Origin of the sequence: Pseudomonas entomophila (assembly GCF_018417595.1) — a bacterium.
Taxonomy (GTDB): Bacteria; Pseudomonadota; Gammaproteobacteria; order Pseudomonadales; family Pseudomonadaceae; genus Aquipseudomonas; species Aquipseudomonas entomophila_C.
Map to the genome: position 1 here is coordinate 2,370,311 of NZ_CP070982.1, position 20,568 is coordinate 2,390,878.

Annotated in this window: 21 protein-coding genes; 9 read left to right on the plus strand and 12 right to left on the minus strand. The window is 63.1% G+C overall.

The genetic code is table 11. From position 1 onward, the window contains the following. The first annotated feature begins 430 nt into the window (after positions 1 to 430). The gene (icd, locus tag JYG34_RS10595) at positions 431 to 1,687 is read left to right on the plus strand and encodes an NADP-dependent isocitrate dehydrogenase (protein WP_213660641.1); all 1,257 of its coding nucleotides are present in this window, start codon (positions 431 to 433) and stop codon (positions 1,685 to 1,687) included. A gap of 76 nt (positions 1,688 to 1,763) precedes the next feature. On the opposite strand, the gene cspD is transcribed toward icd, so the two are convergent. Then, on the minus strand, positions 1,764 to 2,018 hold the full coding sequence (gene cspD, locus JYG34_RS10600; protein WP_186716100.1) for a cold shock domain-containing protein CspD: 255 nt from the start codon (positions 2,016 to 2,018) through the stop codon (positions 1,764 to 1,766). A 232-nt stretch (positions 2,019 to 2,250) separates the two neighbouring features. Here cspD and clpS point away from each other — a divergent pair, with 232 nt between their 5' ends. Next, on the plus strand, positions 2,251 to 2,625 hold the full coding sequence (gene clpS / locus JYG34_RS10605) for an ATP-dependent Clp protease adapter ClpS (RefSeq protein ID WP_203652216.1): 375 nt from the start codon (positions 2,251 to 2,253) through the stop codon (positions 2,623 to 2,625). 30 nt (positions 2,626 to 2,655) lie between these two features. Then, positions 2,656 to 4,926, plus strand: a complete 2,271-nt coding sequence (gene clpA, locus JYG34_RS10610; protein WP_213660642.1) for an ATP-dependent Clp protease ATP-binding subunit ClpA — start codon at positions 2,656 to 2,658, stop codon at positions 4,924 to 4,926. A gap of 133 nt (positions 4,927 to 5,059) precedes the next feature. On the opposite strand, the gene infA is transcribed toward clpA, so the two are convergent. The 3 genes from infA to aat all read right to left on the minus strand — a co-directional run bounded on the left by infA (position 5,060) and on the right by aat (position 6,827). After that, complete coding sequence (gene infA / locus JYG34_RS10615; protein WP_002553999.1) at positions 5,060 to 5,278, minus strand: translation initiation factor IF-1; 219 nt, start codon at positions 5,276 to 5,278, stop codon at positions 5,060 to 5,062. A gap of 103 nt (positions 5,279 to 5,381) precedes the next feature. Further along, positions 5,382 to 6,089, minus strand: coding sequence for an arginyltransferase (locus JYG34_RS10620; RefSeq protein ID WP_213660643.1), 708 nt, complete (start codon positions 6,087 to 6,089; stop codon positions 5,382 to 5,384). Positions 6,090 to 6,146: 57 nt separating this feature from the next. Beyond that, positions 6,147 to 6,827, minus strand: a complete 681-nt coding sequence (aat, locus tag JYG34_RS10625; RefSeq protein WP_213660644.1) for a leucyl/phenylalanyl-tRNA--protein transferase — start codon at positions 6,825 to 6,827, stop codon at positions 6,147 to 6,149. A 357-nt stretch (positions 6,828 to 7,184) separates the two neighbouring features. Between aat and ftsK the strand changes: the two genes are divergently transcribed. From ftsK to cysG, 6 genes are all read left to right on the plus strand, one after another. Continuing rightward, the gene (gene ftsK / locus JYG34_RS10630) at positions 7,185 to 9,602 is read left to right on the plus strand and encodes a DNA translocase FtsK (RefSeq protein WP_213660645.1); all 2,418 of its coding nucleotides are present in this window, start codon (positions 7,185 to 7,187) and stop codon (positions 9,600 to 9,602) included. 62 nt (positions 9,603 to 9,664) lie between these two features. Further along, complete coding sequence (lolA, locus tag JYG34_RS10635; RefSeq protein ID WP_213660646.1) at positions 9,665 to 10,288, plus strand: outer membrane lipoprotein chaperone LolA; 624 nt, start codon at positions 9,665 to 9,667, stop codon at positions 10,286 to 10,288. A gap of 12 nt (positions 10,289 to 10,300) precedes the next feature. Then, positions 10,301 to 11,626 carry a replication-associated recombination protein A gene (locus JYG34_RS10640; RefSeq protein WP_213660647.1) on the plus strand — a complete coding sequence of 442 codons (1,326 nt, stop codon included), beginning with the start codon at positions 10,301 to 10,303 and terminating at the stop codon, positions 11,624 to 11,626. After that, a complete protein-coding gene (gene crcB, locus JYG34_RS10645) occupies positions 11,623 to 11,997 on the plus strand; it encodes a fluoride efflux transporter CrcB (RefSeq protein WP_011533436.1) in 375 nt (124 codons plus the stop codon). The genes JYG34_RS10640 and crcB overlap by 4 nt, the downstream gene beginning before the upstream one ends. Before the next feature lie 30 nt (positions 11,998 to 12,027). Then, the gene (gene serS / locus JYG34_RS10650; protein WP_213660648.1) at positions 12,028 to 13,308 is read left to right on the plus strand and encodes a serine--tRNA ligase; all 1,281 of its coding nucleotides are present in this window, start codon (positions 12,028 to 12,030) and stop codon (positions 13,306 to 13,308) included. After that, entirely contained in the window at positions 13,309 to 14,700 is a 1,392-nt protein-coding gene (gene cysG, locus JYG34_RS10655) for a siroheme synthase CysG (RefSeq protein WP_213660649.1), read from the plus strand. It begins immediately after the preceding gene. A 33-nt stretch (positions 14,701 to 14,733) separates the two neighbouring features. On the opposite strand, the gene JYG34_RS10660 is transcribed toward cysG, so the two are convergent. The 8 genes from JYG34_RS10660 to JYG34_RS10695 all read right to left on the minus strand — a co-directional run bounded on the left by JYG34_RS10660 (position 14,734) and on the right by JYG34_RS10695 (position 20,517). Continuing rightward, on the minus strand, positions 14,734 to 15,693 hold the full coding sequence (locus tag JYG34_RS10660) for a glutathione S-transferase family protein (protein ID WP_213660650.1): 960 nt from the start codon (positions 15,691 to 15,693) through the stop codon (positions 14,734 to 14,736). A gap of 96 nt (positions 15,694 to 15,789) precedes the next feature. Next, a complete protein-coding gene (locus JYG34_RS10665; RefSeq protein WP_213661145.1) occupies positions 15,790 to 16,773 on the minus strand; it encodes a glycosyl transferase family protein in 984 nt (327 codons plus the stop codon). A 14-nt stretch (positions 16,774 to 16,787) separates the two neighbouring features. After that, positions 16,788 to 17,123 (minus strand): TusE/DsrC/DsvC family sulfur relay protein, encoded by a 336-nt coding sequence (locus tag JYG34_RS10670; RefSeq protein ID WP_213660651.1) that lies wholly within the window; start codon positions 17,121 to 17,123, stop codon positions 16,788 to 16,790. Then, positions 17,120 to 17,416 (minus strand): sulfurtransferase complex subunit TusB, encoded by a 297-nt coding sequence (gene tusB, locus JYG34_RS10675; RefSeq protein ID WP_213660652.1) that lies wholly within the window; start codon positions 17,414 to 17,416, stop codon positions 17,120 to 17,122. Before tusB ends, JYG34_RS10670 begins: the two co-directional genes overlap by 4 nt. After that, a complete protein-coding gene (gene tusC, locus JYG34_RS10680; RefSeq protein ID WP_213660653.1) occupies positions 17,416 to 17,775 on the minus strand; it encodes a sulfurtransferase complex subunit TusC in 360 nt (119 codons plus the stop codon). The genes tusB and tusC overlap by 1 nt, the downstream gene beginning before the upstream one ends. 1 nt (position 17,776) lies before the next feature. Then, positions 17,777 to 18,169 (minus strand): sulfurtransferase complex subunit TusD, encoded by a 393-nt coding sequence (tusD, locus tag JYG34_RS10685; protein WP_213660654.1) that lies wholly within the window; start codon positions 18,167 to 18,169, stop codon positions 17,777 to 17,779. 87 nt (positions 18,170 to 18,256) lie between these two features. Further along, a complete protein-coding gene (locus JYG34_RS10690; RefSeq protein ID WP_213660655.1) occupies positions 18,257 to 19,636 on the minus strand; it encodes a nucleobase:cation symporter-2 family protein in 1,380 nt (459 codons plus the stop codon). A gap of 209 nt (positions 19,637 to 19,845) precedes the next feature. After that, positions 19,846 to 20,517, minus strand: coding sequence for a Bax inhibitor-1/YccA family protein (locus JYG34_RS10695; RefSeq protein WP_011533446.1), 672 nt, complete (start codon positions 20,515 to 20,517; stop codon positions 19,846 to 19,848). Positions 20,518 to 20,568: the final 51 nt, after the last annotated feature.

Sequence of the window (20,568 nt, forward strand, 5' to 3'; positions counted from 1 at the left end):
ATGAGCGGAAAGTCGAGAGGCTGCGAGCGGTGATGGTGGATGCATCAGTCGAGCGTCAAGTGCTGGGCTGCGGTAACAACCCAGGCTTATGGCCATTTCCTGGCCAAGGGCGAGCCGCATTTTCCTAGGGTTCGCCCCGATGACCCTTCGGTCGCGCCGGAGTATATCAAACCCTTTGGGCTAATCAGCAAGGTGAAGTCGTATCAGCGCATTTATAAGACCAAAGACGTAGGAGCAATGTGGCGTGTTGCCGCAGGGGCTCAAGCCCGGCACGGGGCCTGTAGGCGCCGGCTTGCCGGCGAATGGCGCGCTGCGGTCAACCCAAAAAAGTTGCAGCCAGCGGGTGCCACCTTGCAGGTCGACAGATGTGGTTTAGGCTCAGTGGATCGCACGATTTCCAATCACACCAGGAAAAGCGGAGTAGTGCAGCATGGGATACCAGAAAATCAAGGTGCCGTCTGATGGTGCCAAGATCACCGTCAATGCAGACCATTCGCTCAATGTTCCCGACAACCCCATCATTCCCTACATCGAAGGCGACGGTATCGGCGTGGATGTCTCGCCGGTGATGATCAAGGTGGTCGACGCCGCCGTGCAGAAGGCCTACGGCGGCAAGCGCAAGATCGCCTGGATGGAGGTCTATGCCGGCGAGAAGGCTACGCAAGTCTATGACCAGGACACCTGGCTGCCCCAGGAAACCCTCGATGCGGTGAAGGATTATGTGGTCTCGATCAAGGGGCCGCTGACCACGCCGGTCGGCGGTGGCATCCGTTCGCTCAACGTGGCCCTGCGTCAGCAGCTCGATCTTTATGTGTGCCTGCGCCCGGTGGTCTGGTTCCAGGGCGTGCCAAGCCCGGTGAAAAAGCCGGGTGACGTCGACATGGTGATTTTCCGCGAGAACTCCGAGGACATCTATGCCGGCATCGAGTGGAAGGCCGGCTCGCCCGAGGCGAACAAGGTGATCAAGTTCCTCAAGGAGGAAATGGGCGTCACCAAGATCCGGTTCGACCAGGATTGCGGCATCGGCGTCAAGCCGGTTTCGAAGGAGGGCACCAAACGCCTGGTGCGCAAGGCGCTGCAATATGTGGTGGATAACGACCGCAAATCGCTGACCCTGGTGCACAAGGGCAACATCATGAAGTTCACCGAAGGGGCTTTCAAAGATTGGGGCTACGAGGTGGCGCGCGACGAGTTCGGTGCGGAACTGCTTGATGGTGGCCCATGGATGAAGTTCAAGAACCCCAGGACTGGCCGTGAGGTGATCGTCAAGGACGCCATCGCCGACGCCATGCTCCAGCAGATCCTGCTGCGCCCGGCCGAATACGACGTGATCGCCACCCTCAACCTCAATGGCGATTATCTGTCCGACGCCCTGGCGGCAGAGGTGGGCGGTATCGGTATCGCGCCGGGCGCCAACCTGTCGGACACCGTGGCCATGTTCGAGGCCACCCACGGTACCGCGCCCAAGTATGCCGGGAAGGACCAGGTCAACCCGGGTTCGGTGATCCTGTCGGCCGAGATGATGCTGCGGCACATGGGCTGGACCGAAGCGGCGGACCTGATCATCAAGGGTACCAATGGCGCGATCGCGGCCAAGACCGTGACCTATGACTTCGAGCGCTTGATGGAGGGCGCGACCCTGGTCGGCAGCTCGGGCTTTGGCGAGGCGCTGATCAAGCACATGTAAGCGGGGCAAAAAAACCGGTCGCCTCTTTATTAAAGGGGCGACCGGTTTTTTCGTTTACCGGCAGACAGGTCGGGGATCAGACTTCGACGGTGTTGCCCGGGTTCGTCGCGCTGGCCTGGACGCTGCTGGTGGCGCTTCTGATGTCGGTCGCGTGCAGCCCTTTGGGGCCCTGGATGATCTCGAAGTTCACGGCCTGGCCGGCTTTCAGCGTCTTGTATCCGTCCATCTGGATCGCTGAATAGTGGGCGAACAGATCATCGGTCTTGCCGTCCTCGTTGATGAATCCGTAGCCCTTGGCGTTGTTGAACCACTTGACTTTACCGCTTGCCATCCCTATGTCCCTCTGCAAAGGACTCCATCACTGGAGTATCATCCACTTCATCCGCATACGAACCATGCGAGAAAATCTGGTTGACTGCGCGGATCTTTATAGACCACGGTGGGTTCTTATTGGTTGTAACACCGTTTTGCCGTTAGTCAAGGTCAGCCGGCGCCCGCGCCGACAGCCACCTGAAGCGGTCAACCCACAACCTTAACCTGTCGCTCATGATGAAATTCTTTCCATGCATGTACCCAGTGAGATTCGACTAACATTCAATCAGGATCGCCCGCAGTCGAACGAGGACGGGCATGAGGACGATGGCGCCGGCCTTGCGGTCCAGGAGGCCAAGCCGATCCTGCAGGCGCCACCGATGTACAAGGTGGTTTTGTTCAACGATGACTACACGCCAATGGATTTCGTCGTCGAAGTGCTCGAGACGTTCTTCAATCTGAACCGCGAGCTGGCAACGAAGATCATGCTGACCGTCCATACCGAAGGGCGGGCAGTGTGCGGATTGTTTACCCGTGACATCGCCGAGACAAAGGCCATGCAGGTCAACCAATACGCCAGGGAAAGCCAGCATCCGCTACTCTGTGAAATCGAGAAGGACGGTTAATCGCCGACCACTTGGGTATGAGGTGAAGCTATGTTAAACCGCGAGCTCGAAGTCACCCTCAATCTGGCCTTCAAGGAGGCGCGTTCGAAACGTCATGAGTTCATGACTGTCGAACATCTGCTGCTGGCACTCCTTGACAATGAGGCTGCCGCGACCGTTCTGCGCGCCTGTGGCGCCAATCTCGACAAACTCAAGCATGACCTGCAGGAGTTCATCGATTCGACCACCCCGCTGATCCCCGTGCATGACGAGGACCGTGAAACGCAACCGACGCTGGGCTTCCAGCGCGTGCTGCAGCGTGCCGTGTTCCACGTGCAGAGCTCCGGCAAGCGCGAGGTGACCGGCGCCAACGTGCTGGTGGCGATTTTCAGCGAACAGGAAAGCCAGGCCGTGTTCCTGCTCAAGCAGCAGAGCGTGGCCCGCATCGATGTGGTCAACTACATCGCCCACGGTATTTCGAAAGTGCCGGGCCATGGCCCGCATACTGAAAACGAACAAGACATGCAGGACGAGGAGGGCGGCGAGACTTCTTCTTCCGGCAACCCGCTGGACGCCTATGCCAGCAACCTGAACGAACTGGCCCGTGCCGGGCGCATCGACCCGCTGGTGGGGCGCGAGCAGGAGGTCGAGCGCGTCGCGCAGATCCTCGCTCGTCGGCGCAAGAATAACCCGTTGCTGGTCGGTGAGGCCGGCGTGGGCAAGACCGCTATCGCCGAAGGCCTGGCCAAGCGCATTGTCGATGGCCAGGTGCCAGACCTGCTGGCCCAGAGTGTCGTCTACTCCCTCGACCTTGGCGCGCTGCTGGCGGGCACCAAGTACCGTGGCGACTTCGAAAAGCGCTTCAAGGCACTGCTCGGTGAGCTGCGCAAGCGTCCGCAGGCGATCCTGTTCATTGACGAGATCCATACCATCATCGGTGCCGGCGCGGCATCCGGTGGCGTGATGGATGCCTCCAACCTGCTCAAGCCACTGCTGTCGTCCGGTGATATCCGTTGCATTGGTTCGACCACGTTCCAGGAGTTCCGTGGCATCTTCGAGAAGGATCGCGCCCTGGCGCGTCGCTTCCAGAAGGTCGATGTCAGCGAGCCTTCGGTGGAGGATACCGTGGGTATCCTGCGCGGCTTGAAAGGCCGCTTCGAGAGCCACCACAACATCGAGTACAGCGATGAAGCCCTGCGCGCCGCCGCCGAACTGGCCTCGCGCTATATCAATGACCGGCATATGCCGGACAAGGCCATCGATGTGATCGACGAGGCGGGTGCCTACCAACGCCTGCAACCGGAAGCCAGTCGCGTCAAGCGTATCGATGTACCGCAGGTCGAGGACATTGTCGCCAAAATCGCGCGAATTCCGCCGAAACATGTCACCAGCTCCGATAAAGAGCTGCTGCGCAACCTGGAGCGTGACCTCAAGCTCACGGTGTTTGGCCAGGATGCGGCGATCGATTCGCTGGCCACTGCCATCAAGCTGTCACGTGCCGGCCTCAAGGCGCCGGACAAACCGGTAGGCTCGTTCCTGTTCGCCGGCCCGACCGGTGTGGGCAAGACCGAGGCGGCTCGCCAGCTGGCCAAGGCATTGGGTGTGGAACTGGTGCGCTTCGACATGTCCGAGTACATGGAGCGGCATACCGTGTCGCGCCTGATCGGTGCGCCGCCCGGCTATGTCGGGTTCGACCAGGGTGGCCTGCTGACCGAGGCCATCACCAAGCAGCCGCACTGCGTATTGCTGCTCGACGAAATCGAGAAGGCGCACCCCGAAGTCTTCAACCTGCTGCTGCAGGTGATGGACCACGGCACCCTGACCGACAACAACGGGCGCAAGGCGGACTTCCGCAACGTGATCCTGATCATGACCACCAACGCCGGCGCTGAAACCGCTGCGCGGGCCTCGATCGGCTTCACTCATCAGGACCATTCCTCCGATGCCATGGAGGTCATCCGCAAGAGCTTCACGCCGGAGTTCCGCAACCGTCTGGACACCATCATCCAGTTTGGCCGCCTGTCCCACGAGACGATCAAGAGCATCGTCGACAAGTTCCTCATCGAACTGCAGGCGCAGCTGGAAGACAAACGTGTGCTGCTGGAGGTCACCGACGCCGCCCGCGGCTGGCTGGCGGCCTCGGGCTACGACGTGCAGATGGGCGCGCGGCCGATGGCGCGGCTGATCCAGGACAAGATCAAGCGGCCGCTGGCCGAGGAGATCCTGTTTGGCGAGCTGGCCGAGCATGGTGGCGTGGTGCACATCGACTTGCGCGATGGCGAGCTGGTGTTCGACTACGAGACCACGGCTGAGGTCGCATAAGGCTGGGCCCATCGCGGCTGAAGCCGCTCCTACAGGGATGCGCGGTGCCTGTAGGAGCGGCTTCAGCCGCGATGCGTTTCCCATCAGGCACAAAAAAGCCCGGCACATGGCCGGGCTTTTTCATGGCTCGAGCTTAGCGCGCACGGTAGGTGATGCGGCCCTTGCTCAGGTCGTATGGCGTCAGTTCGACGCGGACCTTGTCGCCAGTGAGAATACGGATGTAGTTCTTGCGCATCTTGCCGGAGATGTGCGCGGTAACGACGTGCCCGTTTTCCAACTCCACGCGGAACATGGTGTTGGGCAGGGTGTCGACGACAGTGCCTTCCATTTCGAAGCTGTCTTCTTTCGACATGCAGTAAAGCCCTCGGTATCCAGTGTTGGCCCGACGCACGACTGCACCGGGCAAAAAAAGTGGCGTGGAGTATGCCCGAAAACTGCGTGTCAAGCCAATGCTTTCAGTTGAGGGTGACCCAGCGCTGATTGATCAGTAGTTCGATGGGGCGATATTGGGTCTTGTAGTTCATTTTCTTGCAGTTCTTGATCCAGTATCCCAGGTACACGGCTTCGAGGTTCTGGCGCAGGGCTTCGGTGATCTGCCAGAGGATGGCATAGCGGCCCAGGCTGCGCCGTTCTTCATCGGGTTCGTAGAAGGTGTACACCGCCGACAGGCCATTGGGCAGCAGGTCGCAGACTGCCACCGCCATCAGGCGGCCCTCGAGGCGGAACTCGTAGAACCAGCAGAACGGCAGGTCGCGGACCAGGAAGGTCGAGAACTGGTCACGGCTGGGCGGGTACATGTCGCCATCGGCGTGGCGCTGCTCGATGTAGCGACGGTACAGGTCGAAATACTCTTCCTTGAACACCGGACGCACGGCGCTGACGGTCAGGTCGGCATTGCGCTTGAGAATGCGCCGCTGCTGGCGGTTGGGGATGAAGCGCGCGGCAGGAATGCGCGCGGGCACGCAGGCATTGCAGTTCTGGCAATGCGGGCGGTACAGGTGGTCACCGCTGCGGCGAAAGCCCATTTCCGACAGATCGGCGTACACATGCACGTCCATCGGCTGGCTCGGGTCGAGAAACAGCGTGGTGGCCTGCTCATCCGGCAGGTAGCTGCAGGAGTGGGGTTGAGTGGCATAGAACTTCAACCGCGCCAACTCTGTCATGGTCAACCCCTTTGATGAGTCGTTGTCTCTAAGTGTAAGCCAGCTCTGGAAACTCGCCTAGCGAACCCAGCTGGCGCCGCTGGGCTGGTCGAGGTGGCGCGCCAGGTGGTCGGCGAATTCAGCGCGGCTGATGGCTCGGGCGCCCAGGCTGTGCAGGTGGTGGGTGGGCATCTGGCAGTCGATCAGGGCGAAACCGGCCTGTTTCAGGTGCTCGACCAGTGCCACGAAGCCCACCTTCGAAGCGTTGTCGGCGCGGCTGAACATCGATTCGCCAAAAAACAGGCGGCCCATGGCCAGGCCGTAGAGCCCGCCGACCAGTTCTCCTGCCTGGCGCACTTCCACCGAGTGGGCGTAGCCGCGGCGGTGCAGTTCGCAGTAGGCCGCGCGCATGCTGTCGGTGATCCAGGTGCCGTCCGCGTAGTCGCGCGGGGCGGCGCAGGCCTCGATCACGGCCGGGAAGTCGCTGTCGAAGCTGACCTGGTAGTGGCCCTGGCGGATGAACTTGGCCAGCGAGCGCGAGACGTGCAGTTCTTCGGGGAACAGCACGGTGCGTGGGTCGGGCGACCACCAGAGGATCGGTTGGCCATCCTGGTACCAGGGGAAGCAGCCGTGACGGTAGGCGGCGACCAGCCGTTCGGGCGTGAGATCGCCTCCGGCGGCAAGCAGGCCGTTGGGGTCGTGCAGGGCCTTTTCCAGGGGCGGGAAGGTCAGCGAGTCGCGGGTGAGCCAGGTGAGCATGGTGTTCTTGGGCGGCGGGGGAGGGGAGAGGGCAGCATGGCGTGCGTGCCTGGCAGGGTCAACTGCTGCGGCCCCTTCGCGGGCTGCATCCGTTGCAATTTTTCCCAGCATTGGCAGGCCGCTCGGCACCATCTGGCACATTTGCTGTCACACCTGTGCAAAAACACAGCATAAGCCTTTGTCACAAAAGAAAATGCATGCTCAAATTGCAACCATTGTGAAAGTAGCCCCCGTTCACGCTCTAGCAGCGTGCCGCCATGGCGGCTGGCGGGCAGTAATGTTAAAAGTAGTGGCTCAAAGGCCTGCGTACGGCCTTTCACTGTTTGGACGCGCAGCACGCGCAGGAATAGACGCGTTTTGAAGAAATCCACCGCAACTCCAGCCCCCTTGCCAGTGCCTCTCTGGCGGCAACAGCTGCACTACCGTCTGAAGGAAGGTGCGCTGATCGCCGTCGGCGCCCTGTGCCTGTACCTGTGGATGGCACTGGTCACCTACGACACCGCCGACCCAGGCTTCAGCCACACCAGCAACGCCGACCAGGTGCAGAACGCCGCCGGCCGTGCCGGGGCGTACTTCGCCGACATCCTGTTCATGGTGCTTGGCTACTTCGCCTACATCTTCCCGCTGCTGCTGGCGATCAAGACCTGGCAGATCTTCCGCGAGCGTCACCAGCCCTGGCAGTGGAGTGGCTGGTTGTTTTCCTGGCGGCTGATCGGCCTGGTATTCCTGGTGCTGTCGGGCGCGGCGCTGGCGCATATTCATTTCCACCCGTCGGCCAGCCTGCCGTTCTCCGCGGGCGGGGCCCTGGGCGAGAGCCTGGGGGACCTGGCGCGCAACCTGCTCAATGTGCAGGGCAGCACGCTGATGTTCATTGCCCTGTTCCTGTTCGGCCTGACCGTGTTCACCGACCTGTCCTGGTTCAAGGTGATGGATGTCACCGGCAAGATCACCCTTGACCTGTTCGAGTTGATGCAGGGGGCCGCCAACCGCTGGTGGGAGGCGCGTAACGAGCGCAAGCGGCTGGTGGCGCAGCTGCGCGAGGTGGATGAGCAGGTCGAGGATGTGGTTGCTCCGGTGGTGGCGGACAAGCGTGAGCAGGTCAAGGCGCGCGAACGCATCATCGAGCGCGACGAGGCGTTGACCAAGCACGTTGCCCAGCGCGAACAGCAACCGGCCCCGGTGATCAACATTCCGCCTGCGCCGGTCAAGGCGCCAGAACCCAGCAAACGGGTGATGAAGGAGAAGCAGGCGCCGTTGTTCATCGACAGCGCCGTGGAAGGCACCTTGCCGTCGATCTCCATCCTCGACCCCGCCGAAGAGAAGAAGATCGAGTACTCGCCTGAGTCGCTGGCCGGTGTCGGTCACCTGCTGGAAATCAAGCTGAAGGAATTCGGTGTCGAGGTCTCGGTCGATTCGATCCACCCAGGCCCGGTGATCACCCGCTACGAGATCCAGCCCGCCGCGGGCGTCAAGGTCAGCCGTATCGCCAACCTGGCCAAGGACCTGGCGCGCTCCCTGGCGGTGACCAGTGTGCGCGTGGTCGAGGTGATCCCCGGCAAGACCACCGTGGGTATCGAGATCCCCAACGAGAACCGCCAGATGGTGCGCTTCTCCGAGGTGTTGTCGACGCCGCAGTACGACGAGCAGAAATCACCGGTCACCCTGGCCCTGGGCCATGACATCGGCGGCAAGCCGGTAATCACCGACCTGGCGAAGATGCCGCACCTGCTGGTGGCCGGTACCACCGGTTCCGGTAAGTCGGTGGGAGTGAACGCGATGATCCTGTCGATCCTGTTCAAGTCGGGCCCGGAAGACGCCCGCCTGATCATGATCGACCCGAAAATGCTCGAACTGTCGATCTACGAAGGCATTCCGCACCTGCTGTGCCCGGTGGTCACCGACATGAAGGATGCCGCCAACGCGCTGCGTTGGAGCGTCGCTGAGATGGAGCGCCGCTACAAGCTGATGGCGGCCATGGGCGTGCGCAACCTGGCCGGCTTCAACCGCAAGATCAAGGATGCAGAGGAAGCCGGTGAGGTCGTTCACGACCCGTTGTACCGCCGCGAAAGCATGGACGACGAGCCGCCTACGCTGAAGACGCTGCCCACCATCGTGGTGGTGGTCGACGAATTTGCCGACATGATGATGATCGTCGGCAAGAAGGTCGAGGAACTGATCGCCCGTATCGCCCAGAAGGCCCGTGCCGCCGGTATCCACCTGATTCTCGCGACCCAGCGCCCGTCGGTGGATGTGATCACCGGCCTGATCAAGGCCAACATCCCAACCCGCATGGCGTTCCAGGTGTCGAGCAAGATCGACTCGCGGACCATCATCGACCAGGGTGGCGCCGAGCAACTGCTGGGTCACGGTGACATGCTCTACATGCCGCCGGGCACCAGCCTGCCAATCCGCGTACATGGCGCCTTCGTCTCCGACGACGAGGTACATCGCGTGGTCGAGGCGTGGAAACTGCGCGGCGCTCCGGACTACAACGACGACATCCTCAACGGCGTCGAAGAGGCCGGCAGCGGCTTCGATGGCGGTGGCGGTGGCGGTGATGGCGAAGATTCCGAGAGCGACGCCTTGTATGATGAAGCCGTCCAGTTCGTGCTCGAAAGCCGTCGCGCCTCGATTTCGGCGGTGCAGCGCAAGTTGAAGATCGGCTACAACCGGGCCGCCCGGATGATCGAGGCGATGGAGATGGCCGGCGTGGTCACCCCCATGAACAGCAACGGCTCGCGGGAAGTGATTGCCCCAGGCGGCCCGCGCGACTGATGAACACCCTGCCGGGCACCAACGAAGGTGCCCGGCCTTTCCAATGCTCAATGAGGATTCCCATGCGCGCGATTCGCATGCTGTTGGTTTCTGCCCTGGCCATGGGCGCCGTGTCGGCACATGCCGACGAGAAAGACGTGGCTCGCCTCACCCAGCTACTGGAAAAGTCCCAGACCATTACCGCGCGCTTCTCCCAGCTGACCCTGGACGCCAGCGGCACCAGCCTGCAGGAAGCCAACGGCGAGATGGCGGTCAAGCGCCCGGGCCTGTTCTACTGGCACACCGATGCACCCCAGGAGCAGGTGGTAGTGTCCGATGGCCAGAAGGTCACCCTGTGGGACCCGGACCTGGAACAGGCCACCATCAAGAAGCTCGATGTACGCCTGAGCCAGACGCCGGCGCTGCTGCTGTCCGGTGACGTGTCGAAGATCAGCCAGAGCTTCGATATCAGCTCGAAGGAGCAGGGCGAGGTGACCGACTTCACCCTCAAGCCGAAAACCAAGGACACCCTGTTCGACTCGCTGCGGGTATCGTTCCGCAAGGGCCTGATCAACGACATGCAACTGGTCGACAGCGTCGGCCAGCGCACCAACATCCTGTTCAACGGGGTCAAGGCCAACGAAGCCATCGCGCCGAGCAAGTTCAAGTTCGATGTCCCGAAAGGCGCGGACATCATCCAGGAGTAACCAGAGCCCGCCATGGACCTGTTTCGTAGCGAACCCGTCGCCCAGCCCCTGGCCGCCCGCCTGCGCCCGTCCAACCTGGACGAGTACGTCGGCCAGGAGCACCTGCTGGCACGCGGCAAGCCGCTGCGCGAGGCGCTGGAGCAGGGCGCGCTGCACTCGATGATCTTCTGGGGGCCGCCGGGGGTGGGCAAGACCACCCTCGCGCGGCTGCTGGCGCAGTTCTGCGACGCCCACTTCGAGACCGTCTCGGCGGTACTGGCCGGGGTCAAGGAGATTCGCCAGGCGGTCGAGGTGGCCAAGCAGCAGGCGGGGCAGTATGGCCGTCGCACCATCCTGTTTGTCGACGAAGTGCACCGTTTCAACAAATCGCAACAGGACGCCTTCCTGCCCTACGTGGAGGATGGCACGCTGATCTTCATCGGCGCCACCACCGAGAACCCCTCTTTCGAGCTGAACAACGCCTTGCTCTCGCGGGCGCGGGTGTATGTGCTCAAGAGCCTGGACGAAGCAGCGCTGCGCAAGCTGGTCGATCGCGCCCTCAGCGAGGAGCGTGGCCTGGGTAAGCGCAACCTGCGTGTGGGCGATGAAGCGTTCAGGATGCTCATGGCTGCCGCCGATGGCGATGGCCGGCGCATGCTCAACTTCCTCGAGAACGCCTCGGACCTGGCCGAAGACGGTGGCGAGATTGGCGTCGAGTTGCTACAGAGCCTGCTCGGTGACAGCCGCCGCCGTTTCGACAAGGGCGGCGAGGCGTTCTACGACCAGATCTCGGCCTTGCACAAGTCCGTGCGTGGCTCCAACCCAGACGGCGCGCTGTACTGGTATGCGCGCATGCTCGACGGTGGCTGCGACCCGTTGTACATCGCCCGCCGCGTGGTGCGCATGGCCAGCGAGGACATCGGCAACGCCGACCCTCGGGCTTTGAGCCTGTGCCTGGCGGCGTGGGATGTGCAGGAGCGCCTGGGTAGCCCCGAGGGTGAGCTGGCAGTGGCCCAGGCCATCACCTACCTTGCCTGCGCGCCGAAGAGCAACGCGGTGTACATGGGCTTCAAGGCGGCCATGCGCGAGGCGGCCGAGCATGGGTCGCTGGAGGTGCCACTGCACCTGCGCAATGCCCCCACCAAGCTGATGAAGCAACTGGGCTACGGTGAGGAGTACCGCTACGCCCATGACGAACCGGACGCCTACGCCGCCGGCGAAGACTACTTCCCCGAGCAGCTCGAGCCACGCCAGTACTATCAGCCAGTGCCACGCGGCCTTGAGCTGAAGATCGGCGAAAAGCTGCGCCATCTGACCGAGCTCGACCGCAACAGCCCCCGCCAGCGGAGAAAGCCGTGATCGCACTCATCGCCGCCGTCAGCGCGGGCGGCATTGCCGGCACGCTGCTGCGCTTCGCCACCGCCAATTGGGTAGCGGCCCACTGGCCACGGCACTTCTATGCCGGTACGCTGGCGGTCAACCTGGTCGGCTGCCTGCTGATCGGCCTGCTTTACGGGCTGTTCCTGCACAAGCCCCTGGCGCCGGTCGAGCTGCGCGCCGGATTGATCGTCGGATTTCTGGGTGGCCTGACCACTTTTTCCTCTTTCTCGCTCGATACCGTGCGCCTGATGGAAAGCGGGCAAGTACCGCTGGCCATGGGCTATACCATTATCAGCGTGGTGGGCGGCCTGCTCGCGACCTGGGCTGGCCTGTCCCTGACCCGATTCTGAACCAACTTCTACACATAACGAGAGAACGACATGCTCGATTCCAAACAGTTACGCACTGAACTTCAGGTAGTGGCGGACCGCCTGGCCACCCGTGGCTTCAGCCTGGATGTCGCGCGCATCGAATCGCTGGAAGAGCGCCGCAAATCGGTGCAGACCCGCACCGAGCAACTGCAGGCCGAGCGTAACGCCCGTTCCAAATCGATCGGCCAGGCCAAGGCCAAGGGCGAGGACATCGCGCCGCTGATGGCCGACGTCGAGCGCATGGCCAACGAACTGGCCGAAGGCAAGACCGAACTGGATGGCATCCAGGCCGAGCTGGACGCGATCCTGCTGACCATCCCCAACCTGCCGGACGCCAGTGTGCCGGTCGGCGCGAGTGAAGAAGAAAACGTCGAAGTGCGCCGCTGGGGCACCCCGACCACCTTCGACTTCGAGATCAAGGACCACGTGGCCCTGGGCGAGATCAGCCGTGGCCTGGACTTCGAAGCCGCCGCCAAGCTGTCCGGTGCCCGTTTCGCCGTGCTGCGCGGCCCGATTGCACGCCTGCATCGCGCCCTGGCGCAGTTCATGATCAACCTGCACACCGGCGAGCATGGCTACGAGGAACACTACACCCCGTACCTGGTTCAGGCCCCGGCCTTGCAGGGCACGGGCCAGTTGCCGAAGTTCGAGGAAGACCTGTTCAAGATCAGCCGCGAAGGCGAGGCCGACTTCTACCTGATCCCGACCGCCGAAGTGTCGCTGACCAACCTGGTGGCCGGCGAGATCATCGACGCCAAGCAGTTGCCGATCAAACTCGTCGCTCACACCCCGTGCTTCCGCAGCGAAGCCGGTGCCTCGGGTCGTGACACCCGCGGCATGATCCGCCAGCACCAGTTCGACAAGGTCGAGATGGTGCAGATCGTCGAGCCGTCGAAGTCGATGGAAGCCCTGGAAGGCCTGACCGCCAACGCCGAGCGCGTGCTGCAATTGCTGGAGCTGCCGTACCGCGTGCTGGCCCTGTGCACCGGCGACATGGGCTTTGGCGCAGTGAAGACCTACGACCTGGAAGTGTGGGTTCCAAGCCAGGACAAATATCGCGAGATCAGCTCCTGCTCCAACTGCGGTGACTTCCAGGCCCGCCGTATGCAGGCCCGCTGGCGCAACCCGGAAACCGGCAAGCCAGAGCTGGTGCACACCCTCAATGGTTCGGGCCTGGCCGTTGGCCGCACGCTGGTGGCGGTGCTGGAGAACTACCAGCAGGCCGACGGTTCCATCCGCGTGCCGGAAGTGCTCAAGCCCTACATGGGCGGCGTTGAGGTCATTCGCTGAATGGACTACCTGCCGCTGTTCCACAAGCTGCAGGGTGGCCGCGCGCTGGTCGTCGGTGGCGGCGAGATCGCCTTGCGCAAGGCGCGTCTGCTGGCAGATGCCGGTGCCGTGTTGCGTGTAGTGGCGCCGGAGGTCGACGGTCAGCTCGCCGCGCTGGCCCGTGAGCGCGGTGGCGAGGTTCTGGTGCGCGGCTATCAGCCGTCGGACCTTGAGGGCTGTCGCCTGGTGATCGCGGCCACCGATGACCCCGGGCTCAACGCCCAGGTCTCGGCGGACGCACAGGCGCGCAGCCTGCCAGTCAACGTGGTGGACGCGCCGGCCCTGTGCACGGTGATCTTCCCGGCCATCGTCGACCGCTCACCGCTTGTGGTGGCGGTGTCCAGCGGTGGCGACGCCCCGGTGCTGGCGCGGTTGATCCGCGCCAAGCTGGAAGCCTGGATTCCCTCCGCCTATGGTGAACTGGCCGGGCTGGCCGCGCGTTTTCGCGACAAGGTCAAGGCCTTGTATCCGGACGTCAACCAGCGCCGCGGCTTCTGGGAAAACGTCTTCCAGGGGCCGATCGCCGAGCGTCAGCTGGCCGGGCAGGGCGCGGAGGCCGAGCGCTTGCTGCAGGCAATGGTCGATGGCGCGCCGGTGCAGCAGGGCGGCGAGGTGTACTTGGTGGGGGCAGGCCCAGGTGACCCGGACCTCTTGACCTTCCGGGCCCTGCGCCTGATGCAGCAGGCCGATGTGGTGCTCTATGACCGCCTGGTGGCACCGGCCATCATCGAGATGTGTCGGCGTGACGCCGAGCGCATCTATGTCGGCAAGCGCCGCGCCGACCATGCCGTGCCTCAGGATCAGATCAACCGCTTGCTGGTGGATCTGGCGCGCCAAGGCAAGCGCGTACTGCGGCTCAAGGGCGGCGACCCGTTCATCTTCGGCCGGGGTGGCGAGGAGATCGAGGAGCTGGCCGATGAAGGGATTCCGTTCCAGGTGGTGCCGGGAATCACCGCGGCCAGTGGCTGCTCCGCCTACGGCGGCATTCCGCTGACCCATCGGGATTATGCCCAGTCAGTGCGCTTCGTGACTGGTCATTTGAAGGATGGCACCAGCAATTTGCCTTGGCACGACCTGGTGGCGCCGGCCCAGACCCTGGTGTTCTACATGGGCCTGGTCGGGTTGCCGACCATCTGTGCCGAGCTGATCCGCCATGGTCGCGCGGCCAGCACGCCTGCGGCGCTGGTGCAGCAAGGCACCACGCGTAACCAGCGGGTGTTTACCGGGACCCTGGCTGACTTGCCCGAGCTGGTAGCCCGCCATGAAGTGCATGCGCCGACCCTGGTGATCGTCGGGGAAGTGGTGAAGTTGCGCGACAAGCTGGCCTGGTTCGAAGGGGCGCAACTTAGCTGAAACTGTTGGGGCCGCAAAGCGGCCCCAATTTTCTCATGCCTGCCAGATGCCTTTGCCTGGCAACCGCTGCCGATCATGCGGCAAGTTGAAATCCTGCAGCGGCCCCTTGGGCACGATCCCATTCGGGTTGATGGTCTTGTGGCTCATGTAATAGTGCTTCTGGATATGCTCCATGTTCACCGTCTCGGCCACGCCCGGCCACTGGTACAGCTCGCGCAGCCAGTTGGACAGGTTCGGGTAGTCGCTCAAGCGGCGCAGGTTGCACTTGAAGTGGCCGTGGTACACCGCGTCGAAACGTACCAGTGTCGTGAACAGGCGCACGTCGGCCTCGGTCAGGTACTCGCCGGCCAGGTAGCGCTGGCGGCCCAGTAACCTTTCCAGCTGATCCAGCTCGTTGAATACGTCATCGAAGGCCGCCTCGTAGGCGGATTGCGAAGTGGCGAAGCCTGCGCGGTACACGCCGTTGTTCAGCGCAGGATAAATACGTTCATTGAGCGCATCGATGGTTTCGCGCAGGGGCGTCGGGTACAAATCCAGCGTATTACCGGTGAGTTCGTTGAATGCCGTATTGAAGATGCGAATGATCTCCGCCGACTCGTTGTTGACGATGCGCTTCTCCTGCTTGTCCCACAGCACCGGCACGGTCACGCGCCCGGTATAGTGCGGGTCGTCCTGGGTGTAGCGCTGGTGCAGGTACTGCAAGGCCTCCAGGTGGTCGCCCGTGGAGCCTTCCTGCTGGTCGAAGGTCCAGCCGTGCTCACCCATCAGCCAACTGACCACCGAGACGTCGATCAGGGGTTCGAGGCCCTTGATGGCTCGAAAGATCAGGGTACGGTGGGCCCAGGGGCAGGCCAGCGACACATACAGGTGATAGCGGCCGGCCTCTGGAGCAGGCAGCGGATTGCGGCGCTGTGCGTTCTCGCGCTGGAAGGCGCCGTCCTTGCTGCTCTGGTACCACTGGTCATGCCAGTGGCCGTCAATCAAAAGGCCCATGCTGGAGCTCCTCGAACAAAGTTGTCTGTCGTTGGAGCTCAGTCTAGATAAAAGCGTTCGAATAAATAGCGCAAAGACTGCAATATTCCGATCTGATTATTCGATGTTTTTCCGGGTTGCCCAGTAGGATTGTGCGGTGCTGAAGGCCTGTTCGCGGTTCTGTCCAAGCCCGCGCAGGGCCAGGGCCATGGTGGCGATGGCGGCCAGTTCGCCATAGCTGTCGTCGGCCTCACCGCGCCACACGGCCAGCAGGTGCTCAGGTTGCAGGCTGGCGGGTTTGACATGGCGCTGTGCACTCAAGGCTGGCCATTCCTCATCCCACGCCTCGCCGGCCGACGTGCCGTAGAGATGGCTGATCACGTCCGGATTGATCTCGATCTCGCCACCGTCGCCTTTGATCACCAGCGCATGGTCACCGAGCAGGCGGCTGGCTTCGCGGTGCACGGCCTGGTAGCCGGGGTGGAAGATACTTTGCAGCCCGCAGCGTGCGCCAAGGGGGTTGAGCACGCGGGCCAGCGAGTGGATCGGCGAGCGCAGGCCCAGGGTGTTGCGCAGGTCGATCATGCGCTGCAGTTGTGGGGCCCAGTCCAGCAGGGGGGCAAAGGCCAGCCGACGAGCGTCCAGCGCCTGTTCGACCGATGCCCAGTCGCGGCACAGGGGGATGTCCAGCAGCCCCAGCAGTTGCTCGGTGTACAGTCGCCCGGCGGTGTGCGCACCGCCGCCGTGCATCAGGATGCTTACACCATTGCCCGCCAGGCACTTGGCGGCTAGCAGGTACCAAGGCAGGTGACGTTTCTTGCCAGCGTAGCTCGGCCAGTCCAGATCGACGGCAATCCGTGGTGCTTGCAAGTGAGTGCGCAGAGCCTCGGTGAAACCGGCCAGCTCCTCGGCGCTTTCCTCCTTGTGCCGCAACAGCATCAGGAAGGCGCCGAGCTGGGTGTCTTCCACCTTGCCTTCGAGTAGCAGCGCCATGGCGGCACGGGCCTCTTCGCGGGTCAACCCGCGGGCGCCACGTTTGCCTTTGCCGAGAATACGCACGAATTCGGCGAAGGGATGTTCGGCCGGGGTTTCCAGGGTCAGTGCAAGCGGTTCGGTCATATGCAGTTGGTCGGCTTGGGCAGGCCCGCCAGCTTGGCGGCGAGTTTGGCGGGAGTGCCGTTGAACAGGCGGTTCAGGTGCGGGCTGTTGCCCTTTTCCGCACCCAGCTTGAGCGCGGTGTACTTGATCAGTGGGCGGGTGGCCGGGGACAGCTGGTACTCGGCATAGAACTGGCGCAGCAGTTCGAGGACCTCCCAATGATCCGTGGTCAGGGCGATGGCTTCGCGGGCGGCGAGGCACTCGGCGACCTCATGGGACCAGTCCTGCAGGTCGACCAGGAAACCATCCTTGTCCAGGGCGATCGAGCGATCGCCAACAGTCAGTGTGCTCATAGCCAGCTATTGACCTTGTCGTGGTGCAGGGTGAGCTCGACGAAGGCGGGGTAGTCCACGGCCCTGGCCAGTTGGCTGTAGAGAGCTCGAGCCTGCAGGTCCTCGGTGAGTGCGAACAAGCGGTCGCCAAGATGGGCGGCCTGCAGGGCCGCGAAGGGCTCGCTGCCGGGCTTGAGCGCGTAGGTGGCGTCTCCACACAGTAACAGTGCGTCTTGTGGGCCCAGCAGGCGCAGGCAGCTGGACAGGCGCTCGTCACCGAACGGCGAATGGGCGATTATGTGCAGGGTTGTCATCAGAGCGTCACCACCTGGTCGAAACGGGCAATCAGCGCAGCGAGCGCGGCATCGTCGAGCACCTCTACCGGCAGGCTAAGCGTGCCTTCGTCCAGCCCGCGACGGGCCAGGCTATGGCCGCAGGCGAACAGTTCCTCGACACCGAACATCGGCAGGGCCTGTAGGTTGGCGGCAAGGTTCTTCTGTTGCAGGGCATCGGGTTGCTGGTCGGCAGCGAGCTGGAACACGCCGTCATCGAGGAACAGCATGCCCAAGGGCAGATCGAAGGCCCCGCCAGCCAGGGCGATGTCGAGCGCCTCGCGAGCGGAAGGGCCATTCCAGGGCGCCTGGCGGCTGATGATCAACAGCGACTTGGCCATCTCAATCCCCTCCGAAACAGACCAGGCGATCGGCCAGTTGCGCCGCCTCGTGCAGTTGGCCCAGGCCGGACAGCTCCCAGGGCATGGGCAGATTTACGGCTGGACGCTGATAACGGTTGGCCTCCGAGTCGTCCAGCACGCCACGGCGCAGGGCAGCGGCAATACACACCACGGCGTCGAGCCGGTGTTCGCTGACAAATGCACGCCACTGAGCCGCCACATCCAGCTCATCCTGTGGTGCGACGATGTTGGCTGAAGCGCTGTGCACGCCGTCCTGGTAGAAGAACAGCCGGGCAATTTCGTGCCCGCCGGCCAGCGCCGCCTCGGCGAAGCGCAGGGCGCGGCGCGAGGAGGGTGCATGGGCCGGGGAAAAAACCGCGATGGCGAATTTCATGGAAAGCTCATACAAAGGAATGCGGTCATGATAAAGCAAAAAGCCCGCGCTGGTGGGCGCGGGCTTTTCGGTTCAGCCGGGCATGGCTCAGGCCGCTTCCTTGCTCTCCGGCAGGAACCAGTTGAGCACCAGGGCGCAGATGCCGCCGGTGGCGACACCTGACTCCAGCACATGGCGCAGTGCCGACGGCATGTGCGACAGGAACTCCGGCACCTGCGCCACCCCCAGGCCCAGGGCCAGAGAGACGGCGATGATCAGCAGGGCACGGCGGTCGAGGCGGGTGCTGGCGAGGATATTGATGCCCGAGGCGGCCACCGCGCCGAACATCACCATGGCCGCGCCACCGAGTACGGGCTCCGGCACGGCCTGGATCACACCGGCAACGCTCGGGAACAACCCCAGCAGGATCAGCATGGCCGCGATCCAGATACCGATGTGGCGGCTGGCAATACCGGTCAGCTGAATCACGCCGTTGTTTTGGGCGAAGATCGAGCTGGGGAAGGTGTTGAACAGGCCGGCCAGCAGCGAGTTGGCGCCGTTGACCAGAACGCCGCCCTTGATCCGCTGCATCCACACCGGGCCTTCGACCGGCTGGCGCGAGACCTTGCTGGTGGCCGTCACATCACCAATCGCTTCCAGCGAGGTAACCAGGTAGATCACCAGCATCGGGATGAACAACGCCCAGGAGAAGCCCAGGCCGAAGTGCAGCGGTGTGGGCACCTGGAACAGCGCGGCCTGGTGCATGCCGGTGAAGTCCAGGCGGCCCAGGTAACCGGCCAGGGCATAGCCCACGGCCAGGGCGATGACGATGGCGCAGCTGCGCATCCACACCACCGGGACACGGTTGAGGATGACGATGATCGCCAGCACCACGCCCGACAACAGCAGGTTCTCGCCGTTGGCGAAGGTGCCGTCGGCCATGGCACCGAAGCCACCGCCCATGCTGATCAGGCCGACCTTGATCAGGGTCAGGCCGATCATCAGCACGACGATGCCGGTCACCAGGGGCGTGATCAGGCGTTTGACGAAGGGCAGGATGCGCGATACGCCCATTTCCACGAACGAACCGGCGATGACCACGCCGAAGATCGCCGCCATCACGCTTTCCACCGGCGTCCCTTGCTTGACCATCAGCGCGCCACCGGCAATCAGCGGCCCGACGAAGTTGAAGCTGGTACCCTGGACGATCAGCAGCCCGGCACCGAATGGCCCGAAGCGCTTGCACTGGACAAAGGTGGCGATCCCCGAGATCACCAGCGACATCGACACGATCAGGTTGGTGTCCCGTGCCGACACCCCCAGCGCCTGGCAAATCAGCAGTCCCGGTGTAACGATCGGCACGATGATCGCCAGCAGATGCTGCAGGGCGGCCAGCAGGCCGATCATCAGGCGTGGCTTGTCTTCGAGGCCTAAAACCAGTTCATTGGCGGGCGCCGTGGCGCCTGGGCCTTGCTCGAGTGAACTCATGGAAATTGCTGCCCCGGATGAAAAAAGGAGCGCATTCTACGGGGTGAAATCGCGGAGGGGTAGTGGCAAGCACGATGGCCGCATAATCACGGAGGAATCAGCGAACAAGCTGACTTTTAGGTCAATTGTTTTGTTGGCAATTTCCAGTTTCGACCAGGCACGAAAAAGCCCGCCGAGGCGGGCTTTTCGAGGTGAGGCGGACGGTTGGATCAGTCGTCGCGACCCATGATGCCGAACAGTTGCAGCAGGCTGACGAACAGGTTGTAGATCGATACATACAGGCTGATGGTCGCCATGATGTAGTTGCGCTCGCCGCCGTGGATGATGGCGCTGGTCTGGAACAGGATGCAGACCGACGAGAACAGCACGAAGCCAGCGCTGATCGCCAGTTGCAGGCCGCTGATCTGGAAGAAGAAGCTGGCCACCACGGCACCCAGCAGGACGAAGAAGCCAGCGGTGATGAAGCCGCTGAGGAAGCTCATGTCCTTGCGGGTGATCAGCACGTAGGCGGACAGGCCGCCGAACACCAGGGCGGTCATGGCGAACGCCGAGCTGACGATTTCGGCGCCGCCGGCCATGCCCAGGTAACGGTTGAGGATCGGGCCGAGGATGAAGCCCATGAAACCGGTGAGGGCGAAGGTGGACACCAGGCCCCAGGCCGAGTCACGCAGCTTGTTGGTGAGGAAGAACAGGCCGTAGAAGCCGATCAGCACCACGAAGATGTTCGGGTAGCCGACACGCATCTGCTGGGCGACGAAGGCCATGATGCCGCTGAAGGCGAGGGTGAGCGCCAGCAGGCTGTAGGTGTTGCGCAGGACCTTGCTGACCTCCTGCTGATCGGCCTGCAGGCCGTGTTGGATGGCGTAATCCTGTTCGCGCATGGCGCACTCCTTTGGTGTGAAACCGGTGGGTCGGGACCCATGGTATTGGAA